We start from the raw sequence: 24,916 nt of genomic DNA on the forward strand, positions 1-24,916 counted from the left end.
GTAAAATCCTTCAATAACAAACCAAAATTACGAGAAATATGCCAATTACCCCAAATTACCGATTTTATTGATGCAACATCCTTTTAATTTAATTGTCTTTGTATATTTGAATGATAACTTATTACAACATGAAAAGACTATTATTTTTCGTAGGTCTGCTTTTTACTGGTTCAAGCCTATTGGCACAAAATGCCGCTTACCAATGGAAAACAGCTACTGCAGGTGGTTATACGTACAAATACGTAACTAACGACCCTTCAAAAACGAGGTTTTATACCTTGAAAAATGGCTTGACGGTCATCTTGTCGCCAAATTACAAAGAACCAAAAATTGAGTATCGCATGAGCATTAGGGCTGGAAGTAACACCGACCCGAAAAATGCTACCGGACTAGCCCACTATTTAGAACATCTTTTATTTAAAGGAACTGATAAGTTTGGTACGGCAGACTGGGCTAAAGAGAAACCATTATTGGATAAAATTGATGCCCTTTACGAAAAATACAATAAAACTACTGATCCAGCACAGCGTAAAGAAATTTACAAAGAAATTGACAAAGTATCTGGCGAAGCTTCAAACTACTCAATTGCCAATGAGTATGATAAAATGATGCAAGGCATTGGAGGCAATTCAACAAATGCCCATACTTGGTACGAAGAAACTGTTTACAACGAAGATTTCCCTTCAAACGCTGTAGATAAATTTTTAGCAATACAAGCTGAACGTTTCCGCAAGCCAATTTTCCGTATTTTCCATACTGAATTAGAGGCCGTATATGAAGAAAAAAATCGTGGCTTAGATAACGATGGTTGGAAACTTGACGAGGCGATGATGGATAAGTTATTTCCAACGCACAATTATGGCCAACAAACCACTATCGGTACTATTGAGCACTTGAAAAATCCTTCATTAGTTGAAATTAGAAACTACTACAACAAATACTATGTGCCTAACAACATGGCACTCATTTTAGCTGGAGATTTAAACCCAGATGAAATGATCAAGAAAGTAGATAAAGCTTTCGGTTACATGGCATCGAAACCAGTAAGCCTATATAACCCGGCACCTGAAAAACCACTTACCCAAATACAAAAGGTAGATGTTTATGGACCAAGTGCAGAAATGTTAGAAATCTACTACCGCGGTTATGCAGAAAACAGCAAAGAAAGCTTAATGCTATCGCTGATTAAAAGCATTTTAGCCAACGGTAAAGCTGGTTTGTTTGACATTAACTTAAACAAGCAGCAAAAAGTGTTGAGAGCTAACGCTACTTATCAGCAAATGAAAGATTATGGTGTGTTTAATTTATCGGCACAGCCAAAGCAAGGTCAAAGCCTTGACGATGTTGCTAAACTTTTGTTAGAGCAAATCCAAATGTTAAAAGATGGAAAATTTGATGATGATTTGTTAAAAGCTATCGTAGCGAACAAAAAATTAAGTTTTCTACAAGCTTTTGACAGCAATGGCAACAGAGCAGAAAGCCTATCAAACGTGTTTATTATGAACAGAGGTACGGGCTGGGATAGAGATTTGAATGAGAATAACGAAATCGCTAAAATCACCAAAGCTCAAGTAGTAGCTTTTGCAAAAACCTTCTTTAAAGATAACTATGTAGTTGGCTACAAGCATAAAGGAGAAGATAAAAACACGATCAAAGTTGAAAAACCAGCTATTACACCTATCAATGCAAATGCAGGCTTAACCTCACCATTCGTTAAAAACGTTTTGGAAAGCCCAATTAAGCCATTAGCTCCTAAATTTTTAGATTATCAAAAGGATATCAATTTTGGCAAATCGGGTATAGCAGAAGTGATGACAATTAAAAATACTGAAAATTCTATTTTCAGAATGAGCTATCGCTTTAACTTTGGGACTAACAGCTATAAATTATTAGGTTACGCTGCTTCATATCTACCTTATTTAAGTACTGATAAATATACTGCAGAGGAATTGAGCAAACAGTTTTATAACATTGCATGCTCTTATAGCTTAAATGTTGGAGCAGAAACTACTACCATCAGCATCAGTGGCTTACAAGAAAATTTTGATAAGGCGGTAGCATTGGTTGAGCATATTTTTGCCAATGTAAAAGCTAATGATAAAGCTTTAGCTGAGCTTAAAAACAGCATCTTAAAATCTAGAGAAAACAGCAAATTAAATAAAGGCGCCATTATGAGCGGATTAACATCTTATGCTCAATATGGTAAATTAAACCCTTTTAACAATGTTTTAACTAATGATGAAGTGAAAAACATTAAAGCTGAAGATTTGATTTATTTGCTTAAAAACCTAAATAACTACGAACACGTAGTAACCTATTATGGGCCTAAAGATTTAGCTGCTTTCACCGCAAACATTAAGGCTGTACATGCATTGCCAAAAGAGTTCACACCAGCTGCACCGGCAAAAGTTTATACTTACACTACACAGGATTCTAATAAAGTTTACTTTGCCAACTATGACATGGTACAGTCTGAAATTCGTTGGTTAAGAAATACCGGTGTTTACAACAAAGCTGATGGTGCTACCGTTGAGGTGTTTAATAACTATTTCGGTGGTGGTATGGGCTCTGTGGTTTTCCAAACAATTCGCGAATCAAAGGCCTTAGCTTACTCTACTTTCGCCACCTACGCATCGCCTGATAGAGCCGACAAGCAATACAGCATGGTTGCTTATGTGGGTAGCCAAGCCGACAAAATGAACGAAGCTGTTGCAGGAATGAACGAACTTTTAAATGTACTGCCAAAAAGCGAAAAAACATTTGAAGGTGCTAAAACTAACTTGTTAAGCAACTACGAATCAGACAGGGTATTGAAAGATGCCATTTTTGCTTACTATTTTGCTGATAAAAAACTAGGTTACAGTTACGACTCTAGAATGGACAGATACAAAGAAATTAAACCAATTACTTTCGATGATATCAATCGTTTCCATCAGCAAAAAATTGCCAACAAAGCCTACACTTATCTAATTGTAGCTTCTGATAAAAAAGTGAAGCAAGAAGATATGTCGAAATTTGGCGCAGTAAAAACGTTAACCTTAGAGGAAATTTTCGGTTACTAATAAGTTTCAAAAAAATAACTCTCCAAAGCGGCTTCTTTTTTAAGGAAGCCGCTTTTTTTATTTTAATAGTGGCACCTAACCCACTGACTTTAAGCTTCTAAGTCTACAAAAACAGATAGCTTATGGTTAAAATAAGTATATTGTGAACATAAACCCGACTGTATGCGTATAATGCTCCAAATGATTTTGCTTTTGTTATTGGCGGGAAGGCTACATGCACAAGATCCGTTAACCAAAATGTTTCAAAACTATTCTTTAGCGAAATCAGATGATGCATTGTTTGTACATTTCGACAAGAACGTTTATTCCAATAACGAAACCATTTATTTTACTGGATACCTATTAGCGCAGGACCTAAACCGGCATAATGTGCTTGCGGTTGCGTTAGTAAGAGATGCAGACAGCTTAGTACTCAGCCACCGGAAATTTGCAATGAGTGGTGGAATTGCATTTGGAAGTTTAGCCATTCCCGATAGCATTTTGGTGGGCAGTTACCATTTGCTAGCCTACACCAATATTACGGTAAACGGCAAACCAAAGGTCGTATTCAGACAACCCCTTAGCATCAAAAGCGGTAAGGAACCTTCATTTTTAGCTACCTTAAAAATTGTTAAAGCGGCAACAGAACAACAAAAAATCAACCACGTATTACTTTCGGTCACCTCAAATGAAAAACGGTTTTTGCCCAAGCCAACAGCAGTTACTTATAATTATAACGGCAAAACTGTTACTACAAAAACTGATGGCTTTGGACAAGTGCCCCTGCAACTTCCTGTAATTGCTGCAAACCAGCAACACCTAAAGCTTAAATTGAAATACGAAAAGGACAGCAGTTTTCTGAGCATTATTTTACCAAAGCCCAAATACAGCGCATCTGTAAAATTTTATCCAGAAGGTGGCAACATTATCAATGGTGTGGTAAACAGCATTGCTTTGGAGGCTAAAGATGAAAATCTAGCACCCGTGTCGTTAAAAGCAATTCTTTACGAAAACGAGATTAGCATTGATACGATAGAAACAAACAGTTATGGCATCGGCAAATTTCATCTATTAGCAAAGGCTCAAAATGTTTACAAACTAAAACTAGTTCATTCTCAATTTATTGACAGCAACTATCTTTTACCAAAAATTATAAATAGCGGGATTGCGCTAGAAATACAGAAACCTGTGTGTAATGATACCGTTGTTATTATAGCCAGAGCTAATAAAAAGCAAAATGTTTGGTTGAGAGTGCACAATTTTAAAGAAAGCTTTTTGTATGCGCCTGTGAGCCTTTCCACTAAACAGTCTTTAAAAATACCCGTTAACTTCAAAGGACTGGCAACTGTAACCATAACCGACAGCTTAAATAGACCCTTAGCGGAACGCATGATATTTGGAGGATATAGCAGTAAGCAGCAATTAACATTAACAACTAATCAAAAGCAATATCAGAAAAGAAAGAAAGTTGAACTCAATATCAAGCTAAATGACACTAATGAAGTAGCTATTGTTTCGATAGCGTGTGTTCAGGAAAATAGGCTTGAAGTGAGTAAAATGAACGATATCCAAAGCTACTTTTACCTCTATAACCAGCTTGATCAGCTGCCGGCTAGTGGTTCTTTAAATGCTTTACAAAACTTGGATTACGTGAACAGTATTTTATCGGTAAAGGGATGGAGGAGATATACTTGGAACGAATTCATTACAAGTGCAGACAAGGTAAAACCACCTATTGATAGCTTAAAAATTACCGGGCAAGTTGTTCATGATAGTGACAAGCCAATCAAAAAAACTGTTTCAATAATTAGCTTAGGCAGCACTAACTTTTTACAGTTATATACAGACAATGCCGGTAATTTTAATTTGCCTTTAAACGAAACGACAACACCTTTCAACAAAAAACTTTATTTATTTATTGCTGATAAAAACGGAAGTACCGACAAGATAAAAATTAGTGACGACTACGAAAAACAGAATCTCCTACTGTCGAAATCACCATCGTACTTTACCCTACAGCTCCCTTCTACGCTGGTTAATTCTGAAGAACTGAAACTCAGCTCAAAAGAAAAAATTCTTCAGCTCAAAGAGGTCACCATCACCAAAAACAATTCCGATTTTTTCTCAAGTAAATTTGGGGCTAATGGATGTGGTGATTATGTGTGTACCTATAATATTTTGAATTGCCCCAATCATATCGGCGATCCAAAAAACAGGGAACCAATTGCCGGGCAAACCTATTTAGTAAATGGAAAGCAAACGTTATATCCGGGTTGTTCCGTAGAAAAAACGCAAGGATATACTGTGGTAAATGGCCTGTCGATTGCCAAAGAATTTTACGTAAGCGATTACAAACAGCCGGAAGAACCGGCTTACTTCTCTACTCTATATTGGAATTATCTAAATAAAATTGAAAAGAACAAAACAACGGCGGTAGAATTTTACACAGGAGATATTACAGGCAAATTTAAAATCATTGTACAGGGAATTAGTAAAGGAGATTTTATTTACCAAGAACAACTGATTGAAATAAAAGAATAAAAAAAGCTGCCCCAGTTTGAGATTTTATCCAACTAATGGATAAAAAACATTGAGGCAGCTCTCTATCTTATATTATACGATATTATAAGGACTTGATCCACTTCACTAATTCGTCCCTACCTTTTCCTGTTTTTTGTTGAAGTTTTCCCAACAACTCCTCATCTTTTCCATCTTCATATTTCAAGTCATCATCAGTTAAATCTGCATATGCTTGCTTTACTTTACCTTTAACCTCATTCCAAATTCCTTTTAATTCTAATTTATCCATGATTAAATGTTTTTAGTGTTATAAACTGTTTGAACTAGATTATTAACAAGGAAATCATCTCAATGTTTGATTTACGAAATATTTAGGATCACCAACTCTACAATCCCAACTACCACTTTAGTCACCACCAAACTAAAACTACAAGTTGTAGACTAATACATTAATTATATTCTGTTTTACCTACACAAAACACTATTAAATTTCAAAAAAGCTATAAAAATTATATAATTTTCGTTACATTAGGTTTGATTAATCAGCTAATTATTAACTAAAACTACCCATTTTATGAGAAAACTACTATTCAGTATGATGTTTTCTTTCAGTTTAATTACCCTTGCTTTAGCTCAAAACAGGGTAATTACTGGAAAAGTAACCGGAGGCTCCTCCGGTCCAATTCCCGGAGTGAGTGTATATGTGAAGGGCTCTCCTTCAACTGGTACACAAACCAACGCTACCGGAAATTATCAACTAACGGTAAATGAAAAAGCCAAAACGCTCGTATTTACTTACATAGGCTTTAAATTACAGGAAATCCCTATCACTGGAAACACAATCAACGTCGCATTGGAAGAAGAAAGTACTACATTGTCCGATGTAGTTGTTGTAGGTTATGGCACACAAAGTAAAAGGGATCTACTTGGTTCGCAAGCTAGGGTAACTTCTGCAGAAATGAAAGATAGGCCGATAGCTACAGTTGAAAGTGCGCTTCAAGGTAAAGCGCCTGGCGTTTTCATCAACTCAAGCAGTGGAAAGTTAGGACAAGCCTTACAAATTCGTGTCCGTGGTATTTCTTCCATTTCTGCAAGTAACCAGCCATTATTTGTTATAGATGGTGTTCCTATTGTAACGGAAGCTTTGGGTACTTATACGGAACCCGACAATCCGCTTGCGGCGATCAGCCCAGATGATATTGAATCTATGGAAGTATTAAAAGATGCAGCAGCAGCGGCAATTTATGGTGCCCGTGCTTCAAATGGCGTTGTGCTTATCACTACAAAAAGAGGTAAAGAAGGAAAAACCAATGTAGAATTTGGTTATTTCGCCGGTTTCAGCGATCCAACAAGAAAGGGCGAATTCCTCAATGCAGACCAATACAGACAACTTTTAGACGCTGCTTTTAAATATGGCAACTACGATGGTGGAGATTATAATAATGCGGCAGAAATGTGGGAAGATTACACCGGAACTACCGACTGGACCAGTAACAATAACACAAACTGGGTTAACGAAGCTTTTCGAAGAGGCCATATTCAACAGTACAGTTTAAACATTAATGGTGGTAATGCTAAAACCAGGTTCATGCTATCAGGAACTTACAATAATAACGACGGTATCATTATATCTAACAGGTACGTTCGTACCGGCGGTAGACTAAGCTTGGATCACAATGTTTCTAAAATATTTGATGTAGGTGGTTCAATCAACATTTCAAAAGTGGATAACTACCGTATTCCTACGGATAACGCATTTTCAAATCCCTTACAACTAAATGCTTTACCACCAATACAGCCTGTTTACAATGCATCAGGACAATTAAACAATTCGACTGTTTACTATAACAGTTTAATTGATATTGATAACGGGAAAAACTTGTCCACCACTTATAGGACTTTTGCCAATGCTTATGCTAGTTTAAAAATCACTCCCGATTTAATTTTTAGAAGCGAATATGGATTTGACTTTAACAACTTAGAAGAGGAGCAGTTTTTAGGCTCAAAAACTCAAGATGGGGGTAGTACTGGAGGGTTCTCTTCAGACTACATGGCGAAATCTATCAACTTTAACACGAACAATACTTTAAGCTACAATAAAATTTTTAATGACAAGCATAGTTTAAACATATTAGCCGGTTTTGCATTTCAAGATACCAAATTCAGATATTCTTCTGTAGAAGGTACAACATTACCATCGGATAGTTTCACTAAGATTGCTAGTGCAGCAATCATATCAGCTGGTTCATCTTCCGAAACAAGACACACTTTTGTTTCTTATCTAGCTAGGGTAAACTACAAATATCGCGACAAATATTTACTAGGCGCTTCTATTAGGACGGATGGATCTTCTCGATTTGGCGCAAACAACAGATATGGAACATTCCCTGCTGTTTCTGCTGGATGGATTGTTAATCAGGAGGAATTCTTAAAGTCAGTAAACTGGCTAAGTCAATTAAAATTGAGAGCAAGTTACGGTTTAACAGGAAATGCTGAAATTGGAGATTTTGCATCAAGGAATTTGTACCGAGGCGTAAATTATGCTGGCATCGGTGGCACACGCCCATTCCAACTTGGTGACCCTAACCTTACTTGGGAAAATACTCAGAATTTTAACATTGGTATAGATTTTGGTTTGTTCTCCGATAGAATATCAAGTACTGTGGAATACTACAAAAAGAAAACCACAGATTTATTACTTAATGCTCCAATAGTATCTACTAATGGTTTTTCTTCTATCACTCAAAACATCGGAGATATGGAAAACAAAGGCCTGGAAATTTCATTAAATACGAGAAATTTAGTAGGAGCATTTAAATGGAGTACTTCCTTCAATATCTCTTTCAATAAAAATAAAGTACTTCGTTTAGTTAACGATCAACCTATATTTCCTGGAGGTAGATTTTTAGGAAGAGTTGCTGTTGGCGAACCTTTAGGTTATTTCTACGGAAAAGCCTATGCCGGTGTAGATCCAAACAATGGCGATGCGATATATTATGTTGATGCTTCCAGAACTACTACTACAAACGATTACGCGGCAGCTCAAAATCAAAAATTAGGCAACCCAAATCCTAAATTTTATGGCGGGTTTGGCAACCAACTGTCTTACAAAAACTTTGATTTGGATATTCAAACGCAATTCGTATCTGGAAATGATATTTATAACATGGCTGGTGTTTTTCAATCTGCCAACGGCGATTATTTCGACAACCAAACTATCGATCAGTTAAATTATTGGACTCCTACTAATAGAATAACGAATATTCCACAACCGAGATTTAACGATGGCAATGGAACAAGTCCTTCATCACGTTGGATCCAAGACGGATCGTATTTTAGATTAAAAAGTGTTTTATTGGGATACAATGTACCAACTTCACTTGCAGGCAAATATCATTTACAAAGGTTGAGACTTTTTGTTTCGGCGGTTAATCTTTTAACTTTCACAGGATACAAAGGATACGACCCAGAGGTAAATACGCCAGCAAGCAGCACTTCAACTCAATCTAACAACATACAGCTTGGACATGATTTTTATACACCTCCACAAGCGAGAACAATTACTTTCGGCGTAAACATTGGTTTATAATAATACTCAGTTATGAAAAAATATAGAAATATACTGGTTGTACTTTTACTTATCGTTAGCGCAACCAGCTGCAAAAAGCAATTGGAAATAGACCCAAAACAACAAATTGATGCTGCTGCAGCCTTAAACAATACCGCCGATGTGCAAAATGCACTAACAGGCGCATATACTTTCCTAGCTCTAGGCGATTTATACGGCACAAACTTGGTAATGTTGCCAGACCTTTACGCTAGCGATGGCTATCTTAATTGGAGAGGCAGTTTCACGAGCTACAGAAATATCGCCAGTAAAGCAATTATCTCCAACAATGTTGATGTAACTAGAACTTGGGTAACAGCATACGCAGCAATTAATACGGCCAATATCGTTTTATCAGCTTTAGGTGTTGTAAATGATGCCAACACCAGAAATGTAATAGAAGGTAAAGCATTATTTATTAGAGGCATTATGCACTTCGAATTAGTTAGACTATATGCGTTACCATATGATGCAACTGGCACTAACAATAATTTAGGCGTACCAATTATGACAAAACCCGTTAAAACAGTAGATAACGTAAGCAATAATGTTACCCGCAAAACGGTGGCTGAAGTTTATACTGCTGTAGAGAATGATCTTACCACCGCCATTGCAAAGCTGGCTTCGGTAAATGACCAATATGCAGCTAAAGCCTTTTTAGCTAGAGTTTACTTACAAGAAGGAAAATATGCGTTAGCTAGAGATTTAGCAAATGATATCATTACTAATAGTCCTTATTCATTAATTACTAATTCGCTAGAAGCTCCGTTTAGAACCAAAAATTCCAATGAAGGAATCTTCGAAATTAAGCAGAATGAACAAAGTAATGCCGGTACTTCCAATGATGGCTTGGCAACTTTTTACGCTAGCTACCTCAACAGTACAGGTGGAAACGTGGGCAGGGCGGATGCATTAGTGAATACAACTTTTTACAATTCATTTGAGGCTGGAGATAAACGACAAACAGAACTAATTTATGAAGGCACTGGCGCAAGAACTGGCTATTTTACCAAAAAATGGTATAGTTATTACGATAATATTCCTGTATGTAGAATTACAGAGCAGTACTTGATTAGAGCAGAATGCAACTTCAGATTGAATACTGCTATTGGCGCTACACCTGCCAGCGACATCAACATGTTGAGAGCAAGAGCCGGGCTAGGCACCGTAGTACCTACATTAGATATTATCCTAAACGAGAGAGAGAAAGAGTTAGATTACGAAGGTTTCAGATTACATGATTATAAGAGAACCAAAAGATCAATTGGTGCTTTCCCTTATAATGACCCTAAATTGGTATTCCCAATCCCAGATCGTGAGATTAAGGCAAGTAACAATTCTTTAATTCAAAATCCGGGTTATAGCGGATAACAAAAAAACGCCGAAGATAGTCTCTTCGGCGTTTTTTTAATTTGTATAGTTTAGTTATTTACTATTCTGCGCTGCAGTTATAATTTCATCAACCACTGCTGGATCCAATAAAGTCGAAGTATCTCCCAAGCTAGAGGTATCACCTTCAGCGATTTTTCTTAAAATTCTACGCATAATTTTACCAGATCTAGTTTTAGGCAAACCTGATACAAATAACATTTTATCTGGCTTAGCGATGGCTCCAATTACCCTAGTTACGGTTTGCAGAATATCTTTTTTAGTAAGCTCCGCATCCTGATGGTGGTTTGGATAGATAATAAATGCATAGATACCCTGTCCTTTTACATCGTGAGGATAACCCACTACGGCACTCTCCACTACTCCAGCATGCATGTTTATCGCATTTTCAACCTCTGCAGTACCAATTCTATGTCCTGAAACGTTTAATACATCGTCTACCCTACCTGTAATTCTATAATAGCCATCTTCATCTCTCAAACATCCATCGCCAGTAAAATACATACCCGGATAGGTAGAAAAATACGTTTGTTTACAACGTTCGTGATCTCCATAAGTAGTGCGTAACATGCCTGGCCAAGGAAACTTAATACACAAATTTCCACTCACACTGTTCCCCTCTATTTCATTGCCGTTTTCATCAACCAAAACTGGCTGTATACCGGGCAATGGTAGTGTAGCGTAACTAGGTTTAGTTTTTGTTACCGTAGCAATTGGCGAAATCATGATTCCTCCAGTTTCAGTTTGCCACCAAGTATCAACAATCGGTGCTTTTCCAGCTCCAATTTTCTCATCAAACCAATGCCAAGCTTCTTCGTTAATTGGCTCTCCTACCGATCCTAAAACCCTCAGTGTACTTAAATCTTTACCTTTCAAAGGTTCATCTCCAAATCCCATTAATGATCTAATAGCAGTTGGAGCGGTGTATAAGGTATTCACTTTATGTTTCTCTACAATATCCCAAAAACGAGATGGTGTCGGATAAGTAGGTACACCTTCAAAAATTAATGAAGTAGCCCCTTGCGACAATGGACCGTAAACAATGTACGAGTGTCCGGTAATCCAACCAATATCTGCGGTGCAAAAATAAACTTCGCCTGGTTGGTAATTAAACACATTACTAAACGTATAGCCGGCATAAACCATGTAACCACCACAGGTATGCACCACACCCTTTGGCTTTCCTGTAGAGCCCGAAGTATAAAGGATAAACAATAGGTCTTCTGCATCCATTTCTTCCGCTTCGCAAACCGCGTTAACGTGCTTTAATTCATCCTCCCACCAAACATCTCTGCCTTTAAGCATACTTACAGGCGTACGCACATGGGTAAGTACAATTACTTTTTCCACTGTCGGGCAACCAATCAAAGCATCGTCAATTACATCTTTTAAAGGAATTGGCTTTGCTCCACGGTAAACGCCATCTGCAGTTACTACCAATTTACATTGCGAGTCGTTAATTCTATCAGCAATTGACTTAGCAGAAAAACCACCAAAAATTACCGAATGTACAGCACCAATACGAGCACAAGCCAATACTGCAACTGCCAACTCAGGAACCATCGGCATGTAAATACACACCCTATCGCCCTTTTTTGCACCATTACGTTTCAGCACATTGGCAAAGCGGCATACACGCTCATGCAACATTCTATAAGTAATAGTTACGCTATCTTGTTCAGGATCATTAGGTTCCCAAATAATTGCTGGCGTATCGCCATTATGTTCTAAATGTCTATCTAAACAGTTCTCTGTGATGTTAAGCTTAGCGCCTTCAAACCATTTAATATTAGGTTCTTCAAAATTCCATGATAATACTTTATACCAAGGTTTACGCCATTGGAAGTTTTGGGCTACCTCGCCCCAAAATTGCTCTGGATTTTCAACACTTTTTTTGTAGCTCTCTTCATACTGCTCAAAAGATTTGATTTGCATAGTATATCTATAATAGGTTTTGGATTTGTTCGATTGCTAAATTAAGTAATTAAATACTATAAAAACATCAAAATCGTCTCAATTTTATAAATAGTCCTACAACAAATGCGTATCTTTATTTTAATATTGGCAAAAATAAAAAAGCCCTTACTGTTAGTGCAGCGAGGGCTAATGGAGCTTATAACCTAGTATATATATCTTAACTAATCCAAAGTTAAAATTCAGTTTAAACAAATGAAATACTCAAAAGTTGGTATTTTTACGGGTGATATTTTAATGCACTTTATACTAACTAGCTAGGGGTAACTTGCTTAATAAAAAATATCTTTAAAATATTTTTGCAGTGCACTTGATGAATACAAAAATTATTCAGATATTTGCAGGCTCTTAAAAAGAATTAAGCGACGAATAACAAATAACAAAATAAAGTCATGTCAAGAGTTTGTGATTTAACAGGAAAAGCCGCGATGAAAGGACATAACGTTTCTCACTCAAACGTTAAAACCAAGCGCAAGTTTTATCCTAACCTACAACTTCAGAAATTTTACATCCCTGAAGAAGATCGTTGGATAACATTAAAAGTATCTACTTCAGCTATTAAAACCATCAATAAAATTGGTGTTTCTGAAGCGATTAATCGTTTCATGAAAAAAGGATATTTGTAACAAAACTTGCCGTTTTGCGGCATAAATAGATAAAGAAATGGCAAAAAAAGGTAACAGAGTTCAAGTTATTTTAGAGTGCACAGAGCATAAAACAAGTGGTATGCCTGGCATGTCTAGATATATTTCTACTAAAAACCGTAAAAACACTACTGAGCGTTTAGAGTTGAAAAAATACAACCCGGTTTTAAAGAAAGTAACCGTACACAAGGAGATTAAATAATTTTGAAGGGGTAAATGATTGAATTATAGAATTGAAATTCAGTCATTCTTAATTCACTCACTCAATCATTAAATTTAAAAAAACATGGCAAAGAAAGTAGTTGCAACCCTTAAAACAGGTACAGGTAAAGAATATTCAAAAGTGATCACAATGACTAAATCACCTAAAACTGGTGCTTATTCATTCAAAGAAGCAATTGTTCACAATGATCACGTTAAAGATGCTATTGCTGGAACAAACGGCAAATAACAATATTTAAGAATAGCTTAAGAGCCGTTCCGTATTAACGGGAGGGCTTTTTTTATTTTATCAGATTATGGGTTTATTCGATTTTTTTAAAAAGAAAGAAACCGCACCTGAAGCTCAGGAAGCGCTAGATAAAGGACTAGAAAAAACGAAAGAAGGTTTTTTCAGCAAACTCACCAAGGCAGTAGCCGGTAAGTCAACAGTAGATGACGATGTACTGGACAACCTCGAAGAAGTATTGGTAACCTCAGACGTTGGTGTAAGCACTACGCTGAAGATTATTGATAGGATCCAAGATCGTGTTGCTAAAGACAAATACCTTTCTACTTCGGAATTAAACCACTTATTACGTGACGAAATTCAGTTATTATTAGCCGAAAATAACAGCAACGATTTTAGGAACTTTGAATACGGCGACCACAAACCTTATGTAATTATGGTTGTGGGTGTTAACGGAGTAGGCAAAACTACCACCATTGGCAAATTGGCGCATAAACTCAAAAAAGAGAATTTAAAAGTTGTACTTGGTGCTGCTGATACTTTTAGAGCTGCGGCGGTTGATCAAATTAAGCTCTGGGGCGAACGTGTTGACGTACGCGTAGTGGCACAGGCAATGGGTTCTGATCCGGCTTCGGTAGCCTTTGACACTTTGCAATCGGCGGTTGCCAACAAAGAGGATGTGGTAATAATTGACACTGCTGGCCGTTTACACAACAAAGTTGGATTGATGAACGAGCTGGGAAAAATTAAAAACGTGATGCAAAAAGTTGTCCCTAATGCACCCCATGAAATTTTATTGGTGCTAGACGGTTCAACCGGGCAAAATGCCTTTGAACAATGCAAGCAATTTACCGAAGCTACAGATGTAAATGCACTAGCCATCACCAAATTAGACGGTACAGCTAAGGGCGGCGTGGTTATTGGAATCTCAGATCAATTTAAAATCCCTGTAAAATATATTGGTGTAGGAGAAAAAATGGATGATTTGCAGTTGTTCGATAAGAAAGAGTTTGTGAATAGTTTATTTAAATAAATGATTACACAGATTTTAGGATTACACAGATTTATATGGAAAACGAGACCGCTTATGATGAGGTAACCCGAAAAATAATTGGGCTTTGCTTCGAAATACATAATACTCTTGGCCCTGGTTTTCTTGAAAAAATATATGTAAATGCCTTAAAAATAAAACTTCAACATATCGGTTTATCATTCGAAGCCGAAAAAGAATTTATTGTTGAATTTGAGAATATAATTATCGGCAAATTTAGGTGCGACTTATTGGTTGAAAATAAAGTAATAGTAGAATTAAAATCTGTTACAGGCTATCAGCCCAAATTATTTCAAAATCAATTAATTTCCTATTTAAGAGCTAGCAGAATAAAAACCGGATTACTAATAAATTTTGGCAATACCAGCTGCGAAATAAAACGTCTTTCAGTATAATCAATAAATCGGTGTAATCTCATCATCTGTGAAATCATACCGCAGGAAATAAAATCCCTGAAATCATCTTAAAATAAAAATGATTACAAAAAACAAAACTACTACAAAAACTGCTCAACCTAAGATTAACGTTATTACGCTTGGTTGCTCTAAGAATACTTACGATAGCGAGGTACTAATGGGACAACTGAAAGGCAACAATCTTAATGTGGAGCACGAAGCGAATAAACTTGGGAAAGATGATATTGTAGTAATAAATACTTGCGGCTTTATCGACAATGCCAAGCAAGAGTCTATTGACACCATTTTACAATACAGTCAATTAAAAGATGAAGGCAAAGTTGGAAAGGTAATCGTTACCGGCTGCCTTTCTGAGCGTTACAAGCCAGATTTGGAAGCAGAGATTACTAACGTTGACGCCTATTTTGGCACCAACGATTTGCAAAATATCTTACACACTTTAGGCGCCAACTACAAGCATGAACTCATTGGCGAGCGTTTGTTAACCACGCCATCGCATTTTGCTTACTTTAAAATTGCTGAAGGTTGTAACCGTCCGTGCTCCTTTTGTGCCATCCCGCTAATGCGAGGAAAACACGTTTCGAGAGATATGAACGAGTTAGTAAATGAAGCAAAAATATTAGCCGCCAACGGAACAAAAGAACTGATTTTAATTGCCCAAGATTTAACCTACTACGGTTTAGATTTATATGGCAAAAGAAACTTAGATGAGCTTTTACGTCGTTTATCTGATGTGAATGGCATTGAGTGGATCAGGCTACAATACGCCTACCCCTCTGGTTTTCCAATGGAGATTTTAGATGCTATGAATGAGCGTGAAAATATCTGTAAATATCTGGACATGCCTTTGCAGCACATTACAGATAATATGCTAAAGTCGATGCGTCGTGGAATTACTAAGCAAAAAACCGTAGATATTGTTAACGAAATTAGGGCTAGGGTTCCAAACATCGCTATGCGTACTACGCTAATTTGCGGCTATCCTGGTGAAACCGAACGTGACTTCGAAGAAATGTATCAATGGGTAGAAGATACTCGATTTGATAGACTTGGCTGTTTCACCTATTCGCATGAAGAAAAAACCCATGCTTATGATTTAGTGGATGATGTGCCGGATGAAGTTAAGCAAAAGCGTGTGGATGCTATTATGGAACTGCAACAAGGCATTTCATTTGACATCAACCAAGAAAAAGTAGGCAAAACTTACAAAGTGCTGGTAGATAGAAAAGAAGGTGATTTTTTCATTGGGCGTACTGAATTTGATTCTCCAGAGGTAGACAACGAAGTGCTAATCGATGCCAACTCGGGTTACGCAGCCATAGGAAGCTTTGTTAATGTTAAGGTAGATAGAGCGGAAGATTTCGATTTGTACGGGCAAATTGTGAAGTAGAAGTTAAAGTACTATCATATAGAATGGTCGGGTTAAATAGCTCGACCTTTTTTATTTCAACGAGGTGTTAAAAGCTATAACATTGATAAAGTGTAAAATAAAACAAATGGCTACTCTTGTTTCAAAATTTAATTTAATTTCGAAATGTGAAGGCTAAATATATTTCTTATCAAGATACGCACTCCTTTTCTAAACTGGTTTTAGACTATGTTAATGATGTGGATCTGTTAAAATCATTCTACAGTTACAGACCTGATTTAGACGGCCTAAAAAAGGCAGTAGAATCTCATCATTTTGTTGGCGACAGGAAAGTTTTGGTTGATGCACTAAAAGAACAATATCAAGCGATACAAGTGAACCAAGCGGTAAGTAACAATATTGAACTGCTGCTTGATCATCATACATATACTGTCACCACTGGCCACCAGCTTAACTTATTTACTGGTCCGCTTTATTTCATTTACAAAATTGTAACCACTATTAATTTGGCTTTAGAGCTAAAAATTGCGTTTCCTGATAAAAACTTTGTGCCTATTTATTGGATGGCCACGGAGGACCACGATTTTGAAGAAATTAATCACATTAGTTTAGACGATAAGCAAATTAGTTGGATACAGCAAACCAATGGCGCTACGGGCAGATTAAGCACAAAAACAGTAGTTGCCGCCGTACAAGCCTACAAAGGTTATTTAGGCATTAGCAAAAACGGAAAAAAACTGGGTAAGATGGTTGAAAAAGCTTATCTGGAAAATGAAAATTTGGCAGATGCTACCCGTACGTTGGTAAACTGTTTATTTGAGCAATATGGTTTGGTAATTGTAAATGCGGATGATAAAGCGTTAAAATCACAATTTGCACCAATTATCAAACAAGATATTACGCAGCAAAACAGCGCTAATTTAACCGAAAAAACAAGTAGTATTTTAGAAAACGCTGGCTACAAAACTCAAGTAAATGGCCGCGATATCAATTTCTTTTATCTAAAGGAAAACCTTAGAGAACGCATTATAAAAGAGGGTGATCTCTTTAAAGTGAACAACACAGCCATCACTTTCACTGAAGATGAGTTGCTCACTGAAATAGATAATAGTCCGGAGCGATTTAGCCCTAACGTAATTATGCGCCCGCTTTATCAAGAAGTGATTTTGCCCAACATTGCCTACATAGGTGGCGGTGCCGAAGTAGCTTACTGGATGCAACTAAAAGCAAATTTTGATTTTTATAAAGTGAACTTCCCGGTATTGCTACTAAGAAATTCGGCCTTGGTGATAGATAGAAGAAGTTTAGAGAATTTGAATAAGTTGAAGTTTGATTTCGAAGATATCTTTTTACCCACACAGGAGCTGCAGAATAAATGGATCAAGAACAATACAGAATTACAGGTTTGTTTAACAGACGAAGCCGCAGCTGTTAAAGCGATTTTCGACAGAATTAAACTCAACTCTTTTAAAATAGATAAAACGTTAGAAGCATCGGCAGATGCCGCACTTACTAAAACTGAAAAGTTAATTAAAAACTTGGAAAAGAAACTCGTGAAAGCCGAAAAGCGAAATCATGAGGTGTCAATATCTCAAATTGAACATTTAAAACAGCGTTTATTCCCAGGCGGAACTTTGCAGGAAAGAACTTTGAACTTAGCTCCAATGTACGTTAACTATGGTGATGATTTTATTGCTTCGCTAATTGAAAACTTTGAACCTTTGGGCGGTGATTTTACACTGATTCTTGCGTAGGACGAATGAGTGAATGATTGAATTAGTGAGTGAGTAAATGAGTGAATGAATAAATGAGTAAATGGTTAAACGCTTGCTTTAACAGCTTAAGCCATCTGACCTTAATAACAATCTAACAATAATATAATTAAAAGTACACTAATCCCGATACCATGTTTATCACTTTCAGCGAAGAAAAACTAAGAAACTTTACCTACGATGTTTTCAAAAAAATGGGCTGCTCAAATGAGCATGCTGCGCTGGCAACTGACGTATTAGTTAGAGCTGATCTTCGAGGAATTGATTCGCATGGTGTAGCAAGGTTAAGTGGCTATTATCGCCTTTGGGAGAAGAAAAGAATTAATGCCACTCCAAACATTCGTGTGGTACATGAAACTGCCACCACTGCAACGGTAGATGGTGATGCAGGCCTAGGTTTAGTTGTGGCGCCTTTTGCCATGCAAATTGCTATCGAAAAAGCAGAAAAATATGGCAGCGGATGGGTTGCGGTTAAAAACTCTAATCATTTCGGCATTGCCGGCTATCATGCTTTAATGGCAGTAGCACAGGACATGGTTGGCATAAGCATGACCAATGCTAGTCCACTTGTAGCACCAACCTACGCTAACGAACGTTTATTGGGCACCAACCCTATGTGTTATGCGTTTCCAGCAGGGAATTATCCTCCGGTGGTTGTTGATATGGCTACCGCGGCAGCTGCTAATGGGAAACTGGAAATTGCGCAACGAGCAAACTCCCCTATCCCGGCAGGTTGGGTGCAAAATAAGGATGGCGAGTTGTCTACTGATCCAAATGAATTGAAAAGTGGTGGATCGCTACTTCCTTTAGGCAGCGACAAAGATCATGGCAGTCATAAAGGATATGGACTTGGCGCTACGGTTGACATTCTTTCTGCAGTGCTTTCTGGCGCAAATTATGGTCCTTGGGTACCTCCGTTTGTAGCTTTTCTGGAACCAGATCCTAATCCGGTAGGCGAAGGTATAGGGCACTTTTTGGGTGCAATGCGTGTGGATGGCTTTCGTCCGGCGCAAGACTTCAAAGATCACCTAGATAATTGGATAGAGCGTTTTAAAGGCGCTAAAACTATTGATGAAAGCAAAAAAGTAATCATTCCCGGCGAACCCGAATATCAATTTGAAAACGAGCGTAAAATAGCGGGCATTCCATTGATTGATGTGGTGGCAAAAGACTTAAATGACTTAGCAGAAAAAATAGGCGTAGCTACACTTTAATTCTTCACCTTAAAAAGCTTAAAGTTTTGTTTATAGGTGAGAAAAAACGAGTGATTAAATTGCAAATTGCTACTGCTGTTCGCTAAATCAAAGTGTGGTTCAAAGCGTACATCTAGATATAAATTAGGTAACAATTCCTTAAGATATTGATATCGAAACATTAAGATTTGCCGCTTATTTTCAGTATAACCTTTCTCATATAAGTTATCAGAAACTGATTGATACAAAGGCATCCCTTTAATAGTAATAAACTTATTCCCTTGCCAGTAAGAAGTTGAGAAATTACCGAAATATGTATCAATTCCGGCATTTAGCCACAAACCAAATCCACCTTGGTAAGCCCTCACTTTTGTGGGCGAAAAATCCTTATAAGCAGCAATGTAGTTGTTGGTATATATTTGTTTGATACGATATCCGATGCTTTTGCTCAAGCTAAATCCAGCAGCACCGTTAAACAATGTAGAAATTGGAATCTCTTTCAAAACATCTATTTGCCCACCTTGATGATACACTAACATTTGAGCAGGAATACTAAGTTTCCAGTCGTCATTTTTCAGCAAAGTGACATCGGTAGTAAATCCACCAACAATTTCTTCTTTAGCTGCTTCACCAGTGTAAATCATCTTTTGCCAAGCGATCCAAGTATCTAACCTAAATTTGTCTTTATTAAGCAAAAGCTGGGTACCATATTCTATTGGCGTAGTAATTTTACGTTCAAAATTATATAGTGGCTCAATATACTGATGCTGTATATTACCTTCTAAACTACCAAAAACTAGGGTTAGGTTATTCTTACTGTATTTTAAGTTGAAAAGCGGCTTTGCATCATATAATCCTCGTTCGTTTCCGAAATCTTTCCTTAGATATGCTCCAGCAGTAATAGCAAGATTTGGATGAGCGTAATACACCAACTGCGGCTCAAGCTGCGTGCCGTAAAGTGTATAGCCATCATGAAAATTATTGGAATACTCGTAGTTTCTAACGTAGTTGAAGTTATAAAAATTGAGGTGAATTTCGTTTGTTAAGCTATCCGCTGGACGAATTGGGTGATACAAATAGCTGTTGTTCAGTTGCGCTTGCACCGACAAAGCAAGTAAAGCGAGTAAGACTGTAAGTAATTGTTTCCTCATTTATATTAATTTCACGATGTATTCTTCGCTGCTAGCAAAGAAATCTATACAGTATTTTGTCATTACGAGCAGTCTCCTTATCATTCCGAGCAAAGTTCCTTGTCATTCCGAGCAAAGCGAGGAATCTATTAACCACATACTTAGATTTCTCGTAGCCTCGAAATGACAAAAGGCAACAGCTATTAGTTCTAAGCTCCTTGTCATTTATAACAAAGTTCCCTGTCATTCCGAGCAAAGCGAGGAATCTATTAACCACATGCTTAGATTTCTCGTAGCCTCGAAATGACAAAAGGCAACAGCTATTATTTCTAAGCCTCTTGTCTTTCAGAGCAAAGCTCCTAGTCATTCTCAGCAAAGCTTTGTCATTCCGAGCAAAAGCGAGGAATCTATTAACCCCATGCTTAGATTTCTCGTAACCTCGAAATGACAAAAGGCACCATCTATATTTCTAAGCTCATTGTCATTCCGAGCAAAAGCGAGGAATCTATTAATCGCATTTAATTAGATTTCTCGTAGCCTCGAAATGACAAAAGGTAGCCTCGAAATGACAAAAGATGGAACTATACCCCATTTTTTTCCCTGTACTTTTTATACAACTTCACTGCTACCATAATAAGCAAAGCAATGCCCATAATGCCCACTAAACCATAAACCCAGTCCATAGCATTTTTAAGGATTACCACAAAAACAATCGCAATCATAAAAATAGTAGCAAGCTCTCTCCACAAACGTAGTTTAAAGCTACTCCAAACGAAACGCTCATTTTTCAACTTCGCAATAATGCCTTGACAAATAAAATGATAAATGAGCAAGCCCAAAACAAAAGCTAGTTTTACCCACATCCAATCCATTTGCAGCAAACCAGGAATCATATAAAGCATACTTAAACCCGCTAACAAAGAAATGATCATTGCAGGTTGGCAAATGATTTTCCACAGCGTGGCTTCCATTTTAACAAACTGCTTTTTAAGGATGCTTTTTTCTGGCTCGGGTTTATCGTTAGCTTCAGTATGGTAAATAAACAAACTTAGCAAGTAGAAAAGTCCCGCCATCCAGCTGATTACAAAAACGATGTGTACTGCTTTGAAATATTGATAATACTCTACCATTTGAAATTTCTTCAATTTAGCTCAATTGCTAAACAATAATATAAAAAAAGACCCCGAAATTAATTCAGGGTTCCAGATTTTAATATCTAAATTCTTTAACTACTTCAATAGCATATTTAACGTTATCGAACGGAATATCAGGCATAATGCCATGACCTAAGTTAAATATAAAGCCATTTTCACCACGCATACGCTCAAATAATTTATGTATTTGCGCTTTAATTACTGGCTGATCAGCATACAAAATATGAGGATCTAAATTACCTTGAACTGCCATCCCGGCTGGCAAGGCCTTTTTGATATTCAATAAATCAGCATTCCAGTCAATTGACACCACATCAGGCTTAGCTTCCGCCATTATTGGGGCAAAAACCGAGCTTCCCTTACAGAAAGAAATCACAGGGATGTTGGTTCTATTTAAACCAGCAATAATTTGCGCATTGTATTGATGAGAAAACTCTTGATAATCGTTCCACGAAAGTGCTAAAGCCCAGCTATCAAACAATTGTAATGCATTAACTCCCGCTTCAATTTGTAGATTCAAGTAATCAGTGGTTACTTTAGCAATTTTAGCCAATAATTTGTGAGCCAAAGCTGGGTGATTGTGGATCAACAACTTTGTTAATTTAAAGTCTTTTGACGATCCACCTTCTACTAAATAACTCATTACCGTAAACGGAGCACCAGCAAATCCAATTAAAGGAATGCTACCATTTAAGCGTTGCTGAATAACTTTTATTGCATCGGCAACATATTGCAATTTATCCAAGCAATCGGTAGCTAAAGCCTCCACATCAGCTTCTGTACGCACCGGATTAGCGAACTTAGGGCCAACACCTTGGGTAAAGCTTAAATCGCCACCCATTGCTTCGCCTGTTACCAAAATATCGGAGAACAAAATGGCTGCATCAATACCCAACAAATCTACCGGCAACATGGTTACATCGGCGGCAATTTCTGGAGTTTTACACATCTCCAAAAACGAATATTTGTTTTTAATTTCCCAGTATTGCGGCATAAACCTACCCGCCTGTCTCATCATCCATACTGGTGGTCGCTCTGTTTGTTTTGAAAATGCTGCGTCTAAAAATAAATTGTTCTCCATTTTTTACTATGCCATTTTAGCGGCTTCTATCTCTATATTCTTAATAATTTCAATTGCTCTTGACGATGTTGCCAACTCTTTTGCTTTAGCTGTATAGGCTAGCGCACGTTCACCATCTTTTTTTCGGAGCGCTAAGTTAGCTAAATGAATTAAAACATAAGCTTTATCATTTTTCCCTCCCAATGGAAAGCGACTTGCTACCTGAAAATGGAACTCTGCTTGATCGTACTCGCCCCTTTTCAACGCAATGTTTGCCCTCATAAACTCATAAAATCCACGCCTATTTTTAGCTAGTCTGTCTGGATTTTCTATTTCATTCAATACCTTTTCTGCGTTATCGTAATCCGAATTTTTAAAATACTTGGACGCTAGCAAAACTGAGCTTTGCTTAAAATGGCTCCATAGTACAAAGCAAAAAAGCAGCCCTGAAATAGCTGCCAGCTGATATTGCTGAAAATAAAGACTTACTGATGCCGATAAAGTAAAAATACCCATCAGCACGTATCTGCCAAATCTATTATACATTAGTGTATATCAGTAAATTTATATCCAACCCCTCTAATCGAGTGAAAGTAGATAGGATTTTTTTGATCCGGCTCAAAATACTTACGGAAAGTTAAGATGAAGTTGTCAATTGTCCTAGTTGATGGATAAACGTCATAGTTCCAAACCGTTTCCAAAATTTGCTCACGAGAAACCGCTTCGTTTTTACGCTCAATCAGTAATTTAAGCAACATGGTTTCCTTTTTAGTCAAAGGCACTACAGTTCCATCATCTTGTTTTAACTCAAACGAATTAAAATAAATGGTTTTATCACCAATCTTATATGAATTTAGTTCCTTCAAATCGTCAGGTTTTAAACTGCGTTTCACTAAAATTCCTACACGTAAAATAAGTTCTTCTAAGTTGAAAGGCTTTACTAAATAATCATCAGCACCTTTCTTTAGTCCCATTACCCTGTCTTCGCTGGTGTTTTTAGCGGTCAAAAATAAAATAGGGACTTCTGTATTTTCCAAACGGATAGTTTCACAAACTTGGAACCCGTCCATTTCAGGAAGCATTACATCTAAAATTACTAAATTAAAGCGCTCTTCTTTAAAAACTTTCAAAGCTGTTTTTCCATCTTTAACAGCATGAACTTTATACCCTTCTAATTCGAGGTTTAATTTGATGGCATCCAACAAGTGATCTTCGTCTTCAACCAATAATACTCTTAATTTTTGTGACATATTAATTAAATGTTACTTCAAAAATTGCACCGTGAGGTACGTTATCTTTAACGCTAATATCAGCGTCGTGGTTTTGTAATACTTCCTTAACAATAAATAAGCCAAGTCCCGTACCCTTACTTTTGCGCACATTTTCGTCGCCCACACGGTAAAACTTATCAAAAATAAGCATCTTTTCGGCATCGGGAATGCCCAATCCTTTATCAGAAACCACTAATTTCACCTTACCGTCATTTTGGCACAGCTCTACTGTAATTTCGGCACAAGGCCCCGAATACTTCACTGCATTTTCCACCAAATTAGTCACCACTGATGATAATGCAAATTTATCCCCTTCTATTTTTACATCCTCCTGAATATGAGCTTTAATAATTTGCTCGCAACCGCACGAATGTACTTGCAGCCTATCCGTAATACGAGTAACCAAGTCAGAAAAATCAAACTCTTCCTTAGGGAAAGAATAGGTTCTGCTTTCAATTTTAGTGGCCAACAGCATATTTTCCACCAAATCATCCAAGCGTTCTACATCTTTTAAAGAGTTCCTAATCAGCGTAGTGCGCTGCTCCTTGTCCAATTCTCTACGGGCAATGGTTTGCAATGAGAGTTTAATAGCCGCCAACGGCGATTTTAACTCATGCGTAATAGACATCAAGAAATTCTGTTGTTGCTCTTTTAAACGTCCCTCTTTTTTAATGGAAGCATGAATAAAATAAGCACCTATACCTAGCAGGAACAGAAAAACCGCGCCCTCACCCATAATCATTGGCATCCGGGTAGCATCAATTTTTACTACTAAAGCACCCCAGCTAATCAGCTGCCCTAACGAGTAGAACAGTAAAACGTAAAATATGATGATCGATTTTTTCATATCTCCTATCCCTTGCTTACAGGATTCTAA

Annotated in this window: 20 protein-coding genes; 12 read left to right on the forward strand and 8 right to left on the reverse strand. The window is 37.2% G+C overall.

Annotation, left to right across the window (positions count from 1 at the left end; genetic code table 11):
* Nucleotides 1–128 precede the first annotated feature (128 nt).
* Both DUT68_RS09165 and DUT68_RS09170 read left to right on the forward strand, forming a co-directional pair.
* Nucleotides 129–3,062, forward strand: a complete 2,934-nt coding sequence (locus DUT68_RS09165; RefSeq protein ID WP_113637751.1) for a M16 family metallopeptidase — start codon at nt 129–131, stop codon at nt 3,060–3,062.
* Between the two features lie 162 nt (nt 3,063–3,224).
* Nucleotides 3,225–5,582 (forward strand): hypothetical protein, encoded by a 2,358-nt coding sequence (locus DUT68_RS09170; RefSeq protein WP_157960823.1) that lies wholly within the window; start codon nt 3,225–3,227, stop codon nt 5,580–5,582.
* Between the two features lie 82 nt (nt 5,583–5,664).
* Here DUT68_RS09170 and DUT68_RS09175 read toward each other — a convergent pair whose 3' ends face one another.
* A complete protein-coding gene (locus DUT68_RS09175; RefSeq protein ID WP_113637755.1) occupies nt 5,665–5,850 on the reverse strand; it encodes a CsbD family protein in 186 nt (61 codons plus the stop codon).
* A 285-nt stretch (nt 5,851–6,135) separates the two neighbouring features.
* On the opposite strand from DUT68_RS09175, the gene DUT68_RS09180 reads away from it, so the two are divergent.
* Nucleotides 6,136–9,150 (forward strand): SusC/RagA family TonB-linked outer membrane protein, encoded by a 3,015-nt coding sequence (locus DUT68_RS09180; RefSeq protein WP_113637757.1) that lies wholly within the window; start codon nt 6,136–6,138, stop codon nt 9,148–9,150.
* A gap of 12 nt (nt 9,151–9,162) precedes the next feature.
* Nucleotides 9,163–10,539, forward strand: a complete 1,377-nt coding sequence (locus DUT68_RS09185) for a RagB/SusD family nutrient uptake outer membrane protein (protein WP_113637759.1) — start codon at nt 9,163–9,165, stop codon at nt 10,537–10,539.
* Between the two features lie 54 nt (nt 10,540–10,593).
* Here DUT68_RS09185 and acs read toward each other — a convergent pair whose 3' ends face one another.
* Nucleotides 10,594–12,492, reverse strand: coding sequence for an acetate--CoA ligase (gene acs / locus DUT68_RS09190; protein ID WP_113637761.1), 1,899 nt, complete (start codon nt 12,490–12,492; stop codon nt 10,594–10,596).
* A gap of 431 nt (nt 12,493–12,923) precedes the next feature.
* Here acs and rpmB point away from each other — a divergent pair, with 431 nt between their 5' ends.
* The 8 genes from rpmB to DUT68_RS09230 all read left to right on the forward strand — a co-directional run bounded on the left by rpmB (nt 12,924) and on the right by DUT68_RS09230 (nt 19,445).
* On the forward strand, nt 12,924–13,157 hold the full coding sequence (rpmB, locus tag DUT68_RS09195; protein WP_113637762.1) for a 50S ribosomal protein L28: 234 nt from the start codon (nt 12,924–12,926) through the stop codon (nt 13,155–13,157).
* A 37-nt stretch (nt 13,158–13,194) separates the two neighbouring features.
* Nucleotides 13,195–13,377 carry a 50S ribosomal protein L33 gene (gene rpmG, locus DUT68_RS09200; protein WP_107216618.1) on the forward strand — a complete coding sequence of 61 codons (183 nt, stop codon included), beginning with the start codon at nt 13,195–13,197 and terminating at the stop codon, nt 13,375–13,377.
* 84 nt (nt 13,378–13,461) lie between these two features.
* Complete coding sequence (locus tag DUT68_RS09205; protein ID WP_113637764.1) at nt 13,462–13,626, forward strand: DUF4295 domain-containing protein; 165 nt, start codon at nt 13,462–13,464, stop codon at nt 13,624–13,626.
* Nucleotides 13,627–13,693: 67 nt separating this feature from the next.
* The gene (gene ftsY / locus DUT68_RS09210) at nt 13,694–14,656 is read left to right on the forward strand and encodes a signal recognition particle-docking protein FtsY (RefSeq protein WP_113637766.1); all 963 of its coding nucleotides are present in this window, start codon (nt 13,694–13,696) and stop codon (nt 14,654–14,656) included.
* Nucleotides 14,657–14,691: 35 nt separating this feature from the next.
* Nucleotides 14,692–15,069 (forward strand): GxxExxY protein, encoded by a 378-nt coding sequence (locus tag DUT68_RS09215; protein ID WP_113637768.1) that lies wholly within the window; start codon nt 14,692–14,694, stop codon nt 15,067–15,069.
* Nucleotides 15,070–15,148: 79 nt separating this feature from the next.
* Entirely contained in the window at nt 15,149–16,480 is a 1,332-nt protein-coding gene (gene rimO, locus DUT68_RS09220) for a 30S ribosomal protein S12 methylthiotransferase RimO (protein ID WP_113637770.1), read from the forward strand.
* 146 nt (nt 16,481–16,626) lie between these two features.
* Nucleotides 16,627–18,213, forward strand: a complete 1,587-nt coding sequence (bshC, locus tag DUT68_RS09225; RefSeq protein ID WP_113637772.1) for a bacillithiol biosynthesis cysteine-adding enzyme BshC — start codon at nt 16,627–16,629, stop codon at nt 18,211–18,213.
* 152 nt (nt 18,214–18,365) lie between these two features.
* Nucleotides 18,366–19,445, forward strand: coding sequence for an Ldh family oxidoreductase (locus DUT68_RS09230; RefSeq protein WP_113637774.1), 1,080 nt, complete (start codon nt 18,366–18,368; stop codon nt 19,443–19,445).
* Here the strand turns inward: DUT68_RS09230 and DUT68_RS09235 are convergent.
* The 6 genes from DUT68_RS09235 to DUT68_RS09265 form a co-directional block, all read right to left on the reverse strand.
* Nucleotides 19,442–20,575 (reverse strand): hypothetical protein, encoded by a 1,134-nt coding sequence (locus DUT68_RS09235; RefSeq protein WP_113637776.1) that lies wholly within the window; start codon nt 20,573–20,575, stop codon nt 19,442–19,444. The two genes, DUT68_RS09230 and DUT68_RS09235, sit on opposite strands and share 4 nt — an antisense overlap.
* Before the next feature lie 560 nt (nt 20,576–21,135).
* The gene (locus DUT68_RS09245) at nt 21,136–21,684 is read right to left on the reverse strand and encodes a CopD family protein (RefSeq protein ID WP_113637779.1); all 549 of its coding nucleotides are present in this window, start codon (nt 21,682–21,684) and stop codon (nt 21,136–21,138) included.
* A gap of 79 nt (nt 21,685–21,763) precedes the next feature.
* Nucleotides 21,764–22,789: a uroporphyrinogen decarboxylase gene (hemE, locus tag DUT68_RS09250; protein WP_113637781.1), complete on the reverse strand. Its 1,026-nt coding sequence runs from the start codon at nt 22,787–22,789 to the stop codon at nt 21,764–21,766.
* Nucleotides 22,790–22,795: 6 nt separating this feature from the next.
* Nucleotides 22,796–23,314, reverse strand: a complete 519-nt coding sequence (locus DUT68_RS09255; RefSeq protein WP_113637783.1) for a tetratricopeptide repeat protein — start codon at nt 23,312–23,314, stop codon at nt 22,796–22,798.
* Nucleotides 23,314–24,018 (reverse strand): response regulator transcription factor, encoded by a 705-nt coding sequence (locus DUT68_RS09260; RefSeq protein WP_113637784.1) that lies wholly within the window; start codon nt 24,016–24,018, stop codon nt 23,314–23,316. The genes DUT68_RS09255 and DUT68_RS09260 overlap by 1 nt, the downstream gene beginning before the upstream one ends.
* Nucleotide 24,019: 1 nt before the next feature.
* The gene (locus DUT68_RS09265) at nt 24,020–24,886 is read right to left on the reverse strand and encodes a sensor histidine kinase (RefSeq protein ID WP_113637786.1); all 867 of its coding nucleotides are present in this window, start codon (nt 24,884–24,886) and stop codon (nt 24,020–24,022) included.
* Nucleotides 24,887–24,916 lie beyond the last annotated feature (30 nt).

The sequence above is a fragment of the Pedobacter zeaxanthinifaciens genome, assembly GCF_003313335.1.
Taxonomy (GTDB): domain Bacteria; phylum Bacteroidota; class Bacteroidia; order Sphingobacteriales; family Sphingobacteriaceae; genus Pedobacter; species Pedobacter zeaxanthinifaciens.

Coding starts and splice junctions, on each gene's coding strand:
- rpmG (WP_107216618.1), top strand. CDS start 13,195: ATGGCAAAAAAAGGTAACAGAGTTCAAGTTATTTTAGAGTGCACAGAG.
- rimO (WP_113637770.1), top strand. CDS start 15,149: ATGATTACAAAAAACAAAACTACTACAAAAACTGCTCAACCTAAGATT.
- hemE (WP_113637781.1), bottom strand. CDS start 22,789: ATGGAGAACAATTTATTTTTAGACGCAGCATTTTCAAAACAAACAGAG.
- DUT68_RS09165 (WP_113637751.1), top strand. CDS start 129: ATGAAAAGACTATTATTTTTCGTAGGTCTGCTTTTTACTGGTTCAAGC.
- DUT68_RS09260 (WP_113637784.1), bottom strand. CDS start 24,018: ATGTCACAAAAATTAAGAGTATTATTGGTTGAAGACGAAGATCACTTG.
- DUT68_RS09205 (WP_113637764.1), top strand. CDS start 13,462: ATGGCAAAGAAAGTAGTTGCAACCCTTAAAACAGGTACAGGTAAAGAA.
- DUT68_RS09175 (WP_113637755.1), bottom strand. CDS start 5,850: ATGGATAAATTAGAATTAAAAGGAATTTGGAATGAGGTTAAAGGTAAA.
- DUT68_RS09230 (WP_113637774.1), top strand. CDS start 18,366: ATGTTTATCACTTTCAGCGAAGAAAAACTAAGAAACTTTACCTACGAT.
- rpmB (WP_113637762.1), top strand. CDS start 12,924: ATGTCAAGAGTTTGTGATTTAACAGGAAAAGCCGCGATGAAAGGACAT.
- DUT68_RS09265 (WP_113637786.1), bottom strand. CDS start 24,886: ATGAAAAAATCGATCATCATATTTTACGTTTTACTGTTCTACTCGTTA.
- ftsY (WP_113637766.1), top strand. CDS start 13,694: ATGGGTTTATTCGATTTTTTTAAAAAGAAAGAAACCGCACCTGAAGCT.
- DUT68_RS09170 (WP_157960823.1), top strand. CDS start 3,225: ATGCGTATAATGCTCCAAATGATTTTGCTTTTGTTATTGGCGGGAAGG.
- DUT68_RS09180 (WP_113637757.1), top strand. CDS start 6,136: ATGAGAAAACTACTATTCAGTATGATGTTTTCTTTCAGTTTAATTACC.
- DUT68_RS09215 (WP_113637768.1), top strand. CDS start 14,692: ATGGAAAACGAGACCGCTTATGATGAGGTAACCCGAAAAATAATTGGG.
- acs (WP_113637761.1), bottom strand. CDS start 12,492: ATGCAAATCAAATCTTTTGAGCAGTATGAAGAGAGCTACAAAAAAAGT.
- DUT68_RS09185 (WP_113637759.1), top strand. CDS start 9,163: ATGAAAAAATATAGAAATATACTGGTTGTACTTTTACTTATCGTTAGC.
- DUT68_RS09245 (WP_113637779.1), bottom strand. CDS start 21,684: ATGGTAGAGTATTATCAATATTTCAAAGCAGTACACATCGTTTTTGTA.
- DUT68_RS09235 (WP_113637776.1), bottom strand. CDS start 20,575: ATGAGGAAACAATTACTTACAGTCTTACTCGCTTTACTTGCTTTGTCG.
- DUT68_RS09255 (WP_113637783.1), bottom strand. CDS start 23,314: ATGTATAATAGATTTGGCAGATACGTGCTGATGGGTATTTTTACTTTA.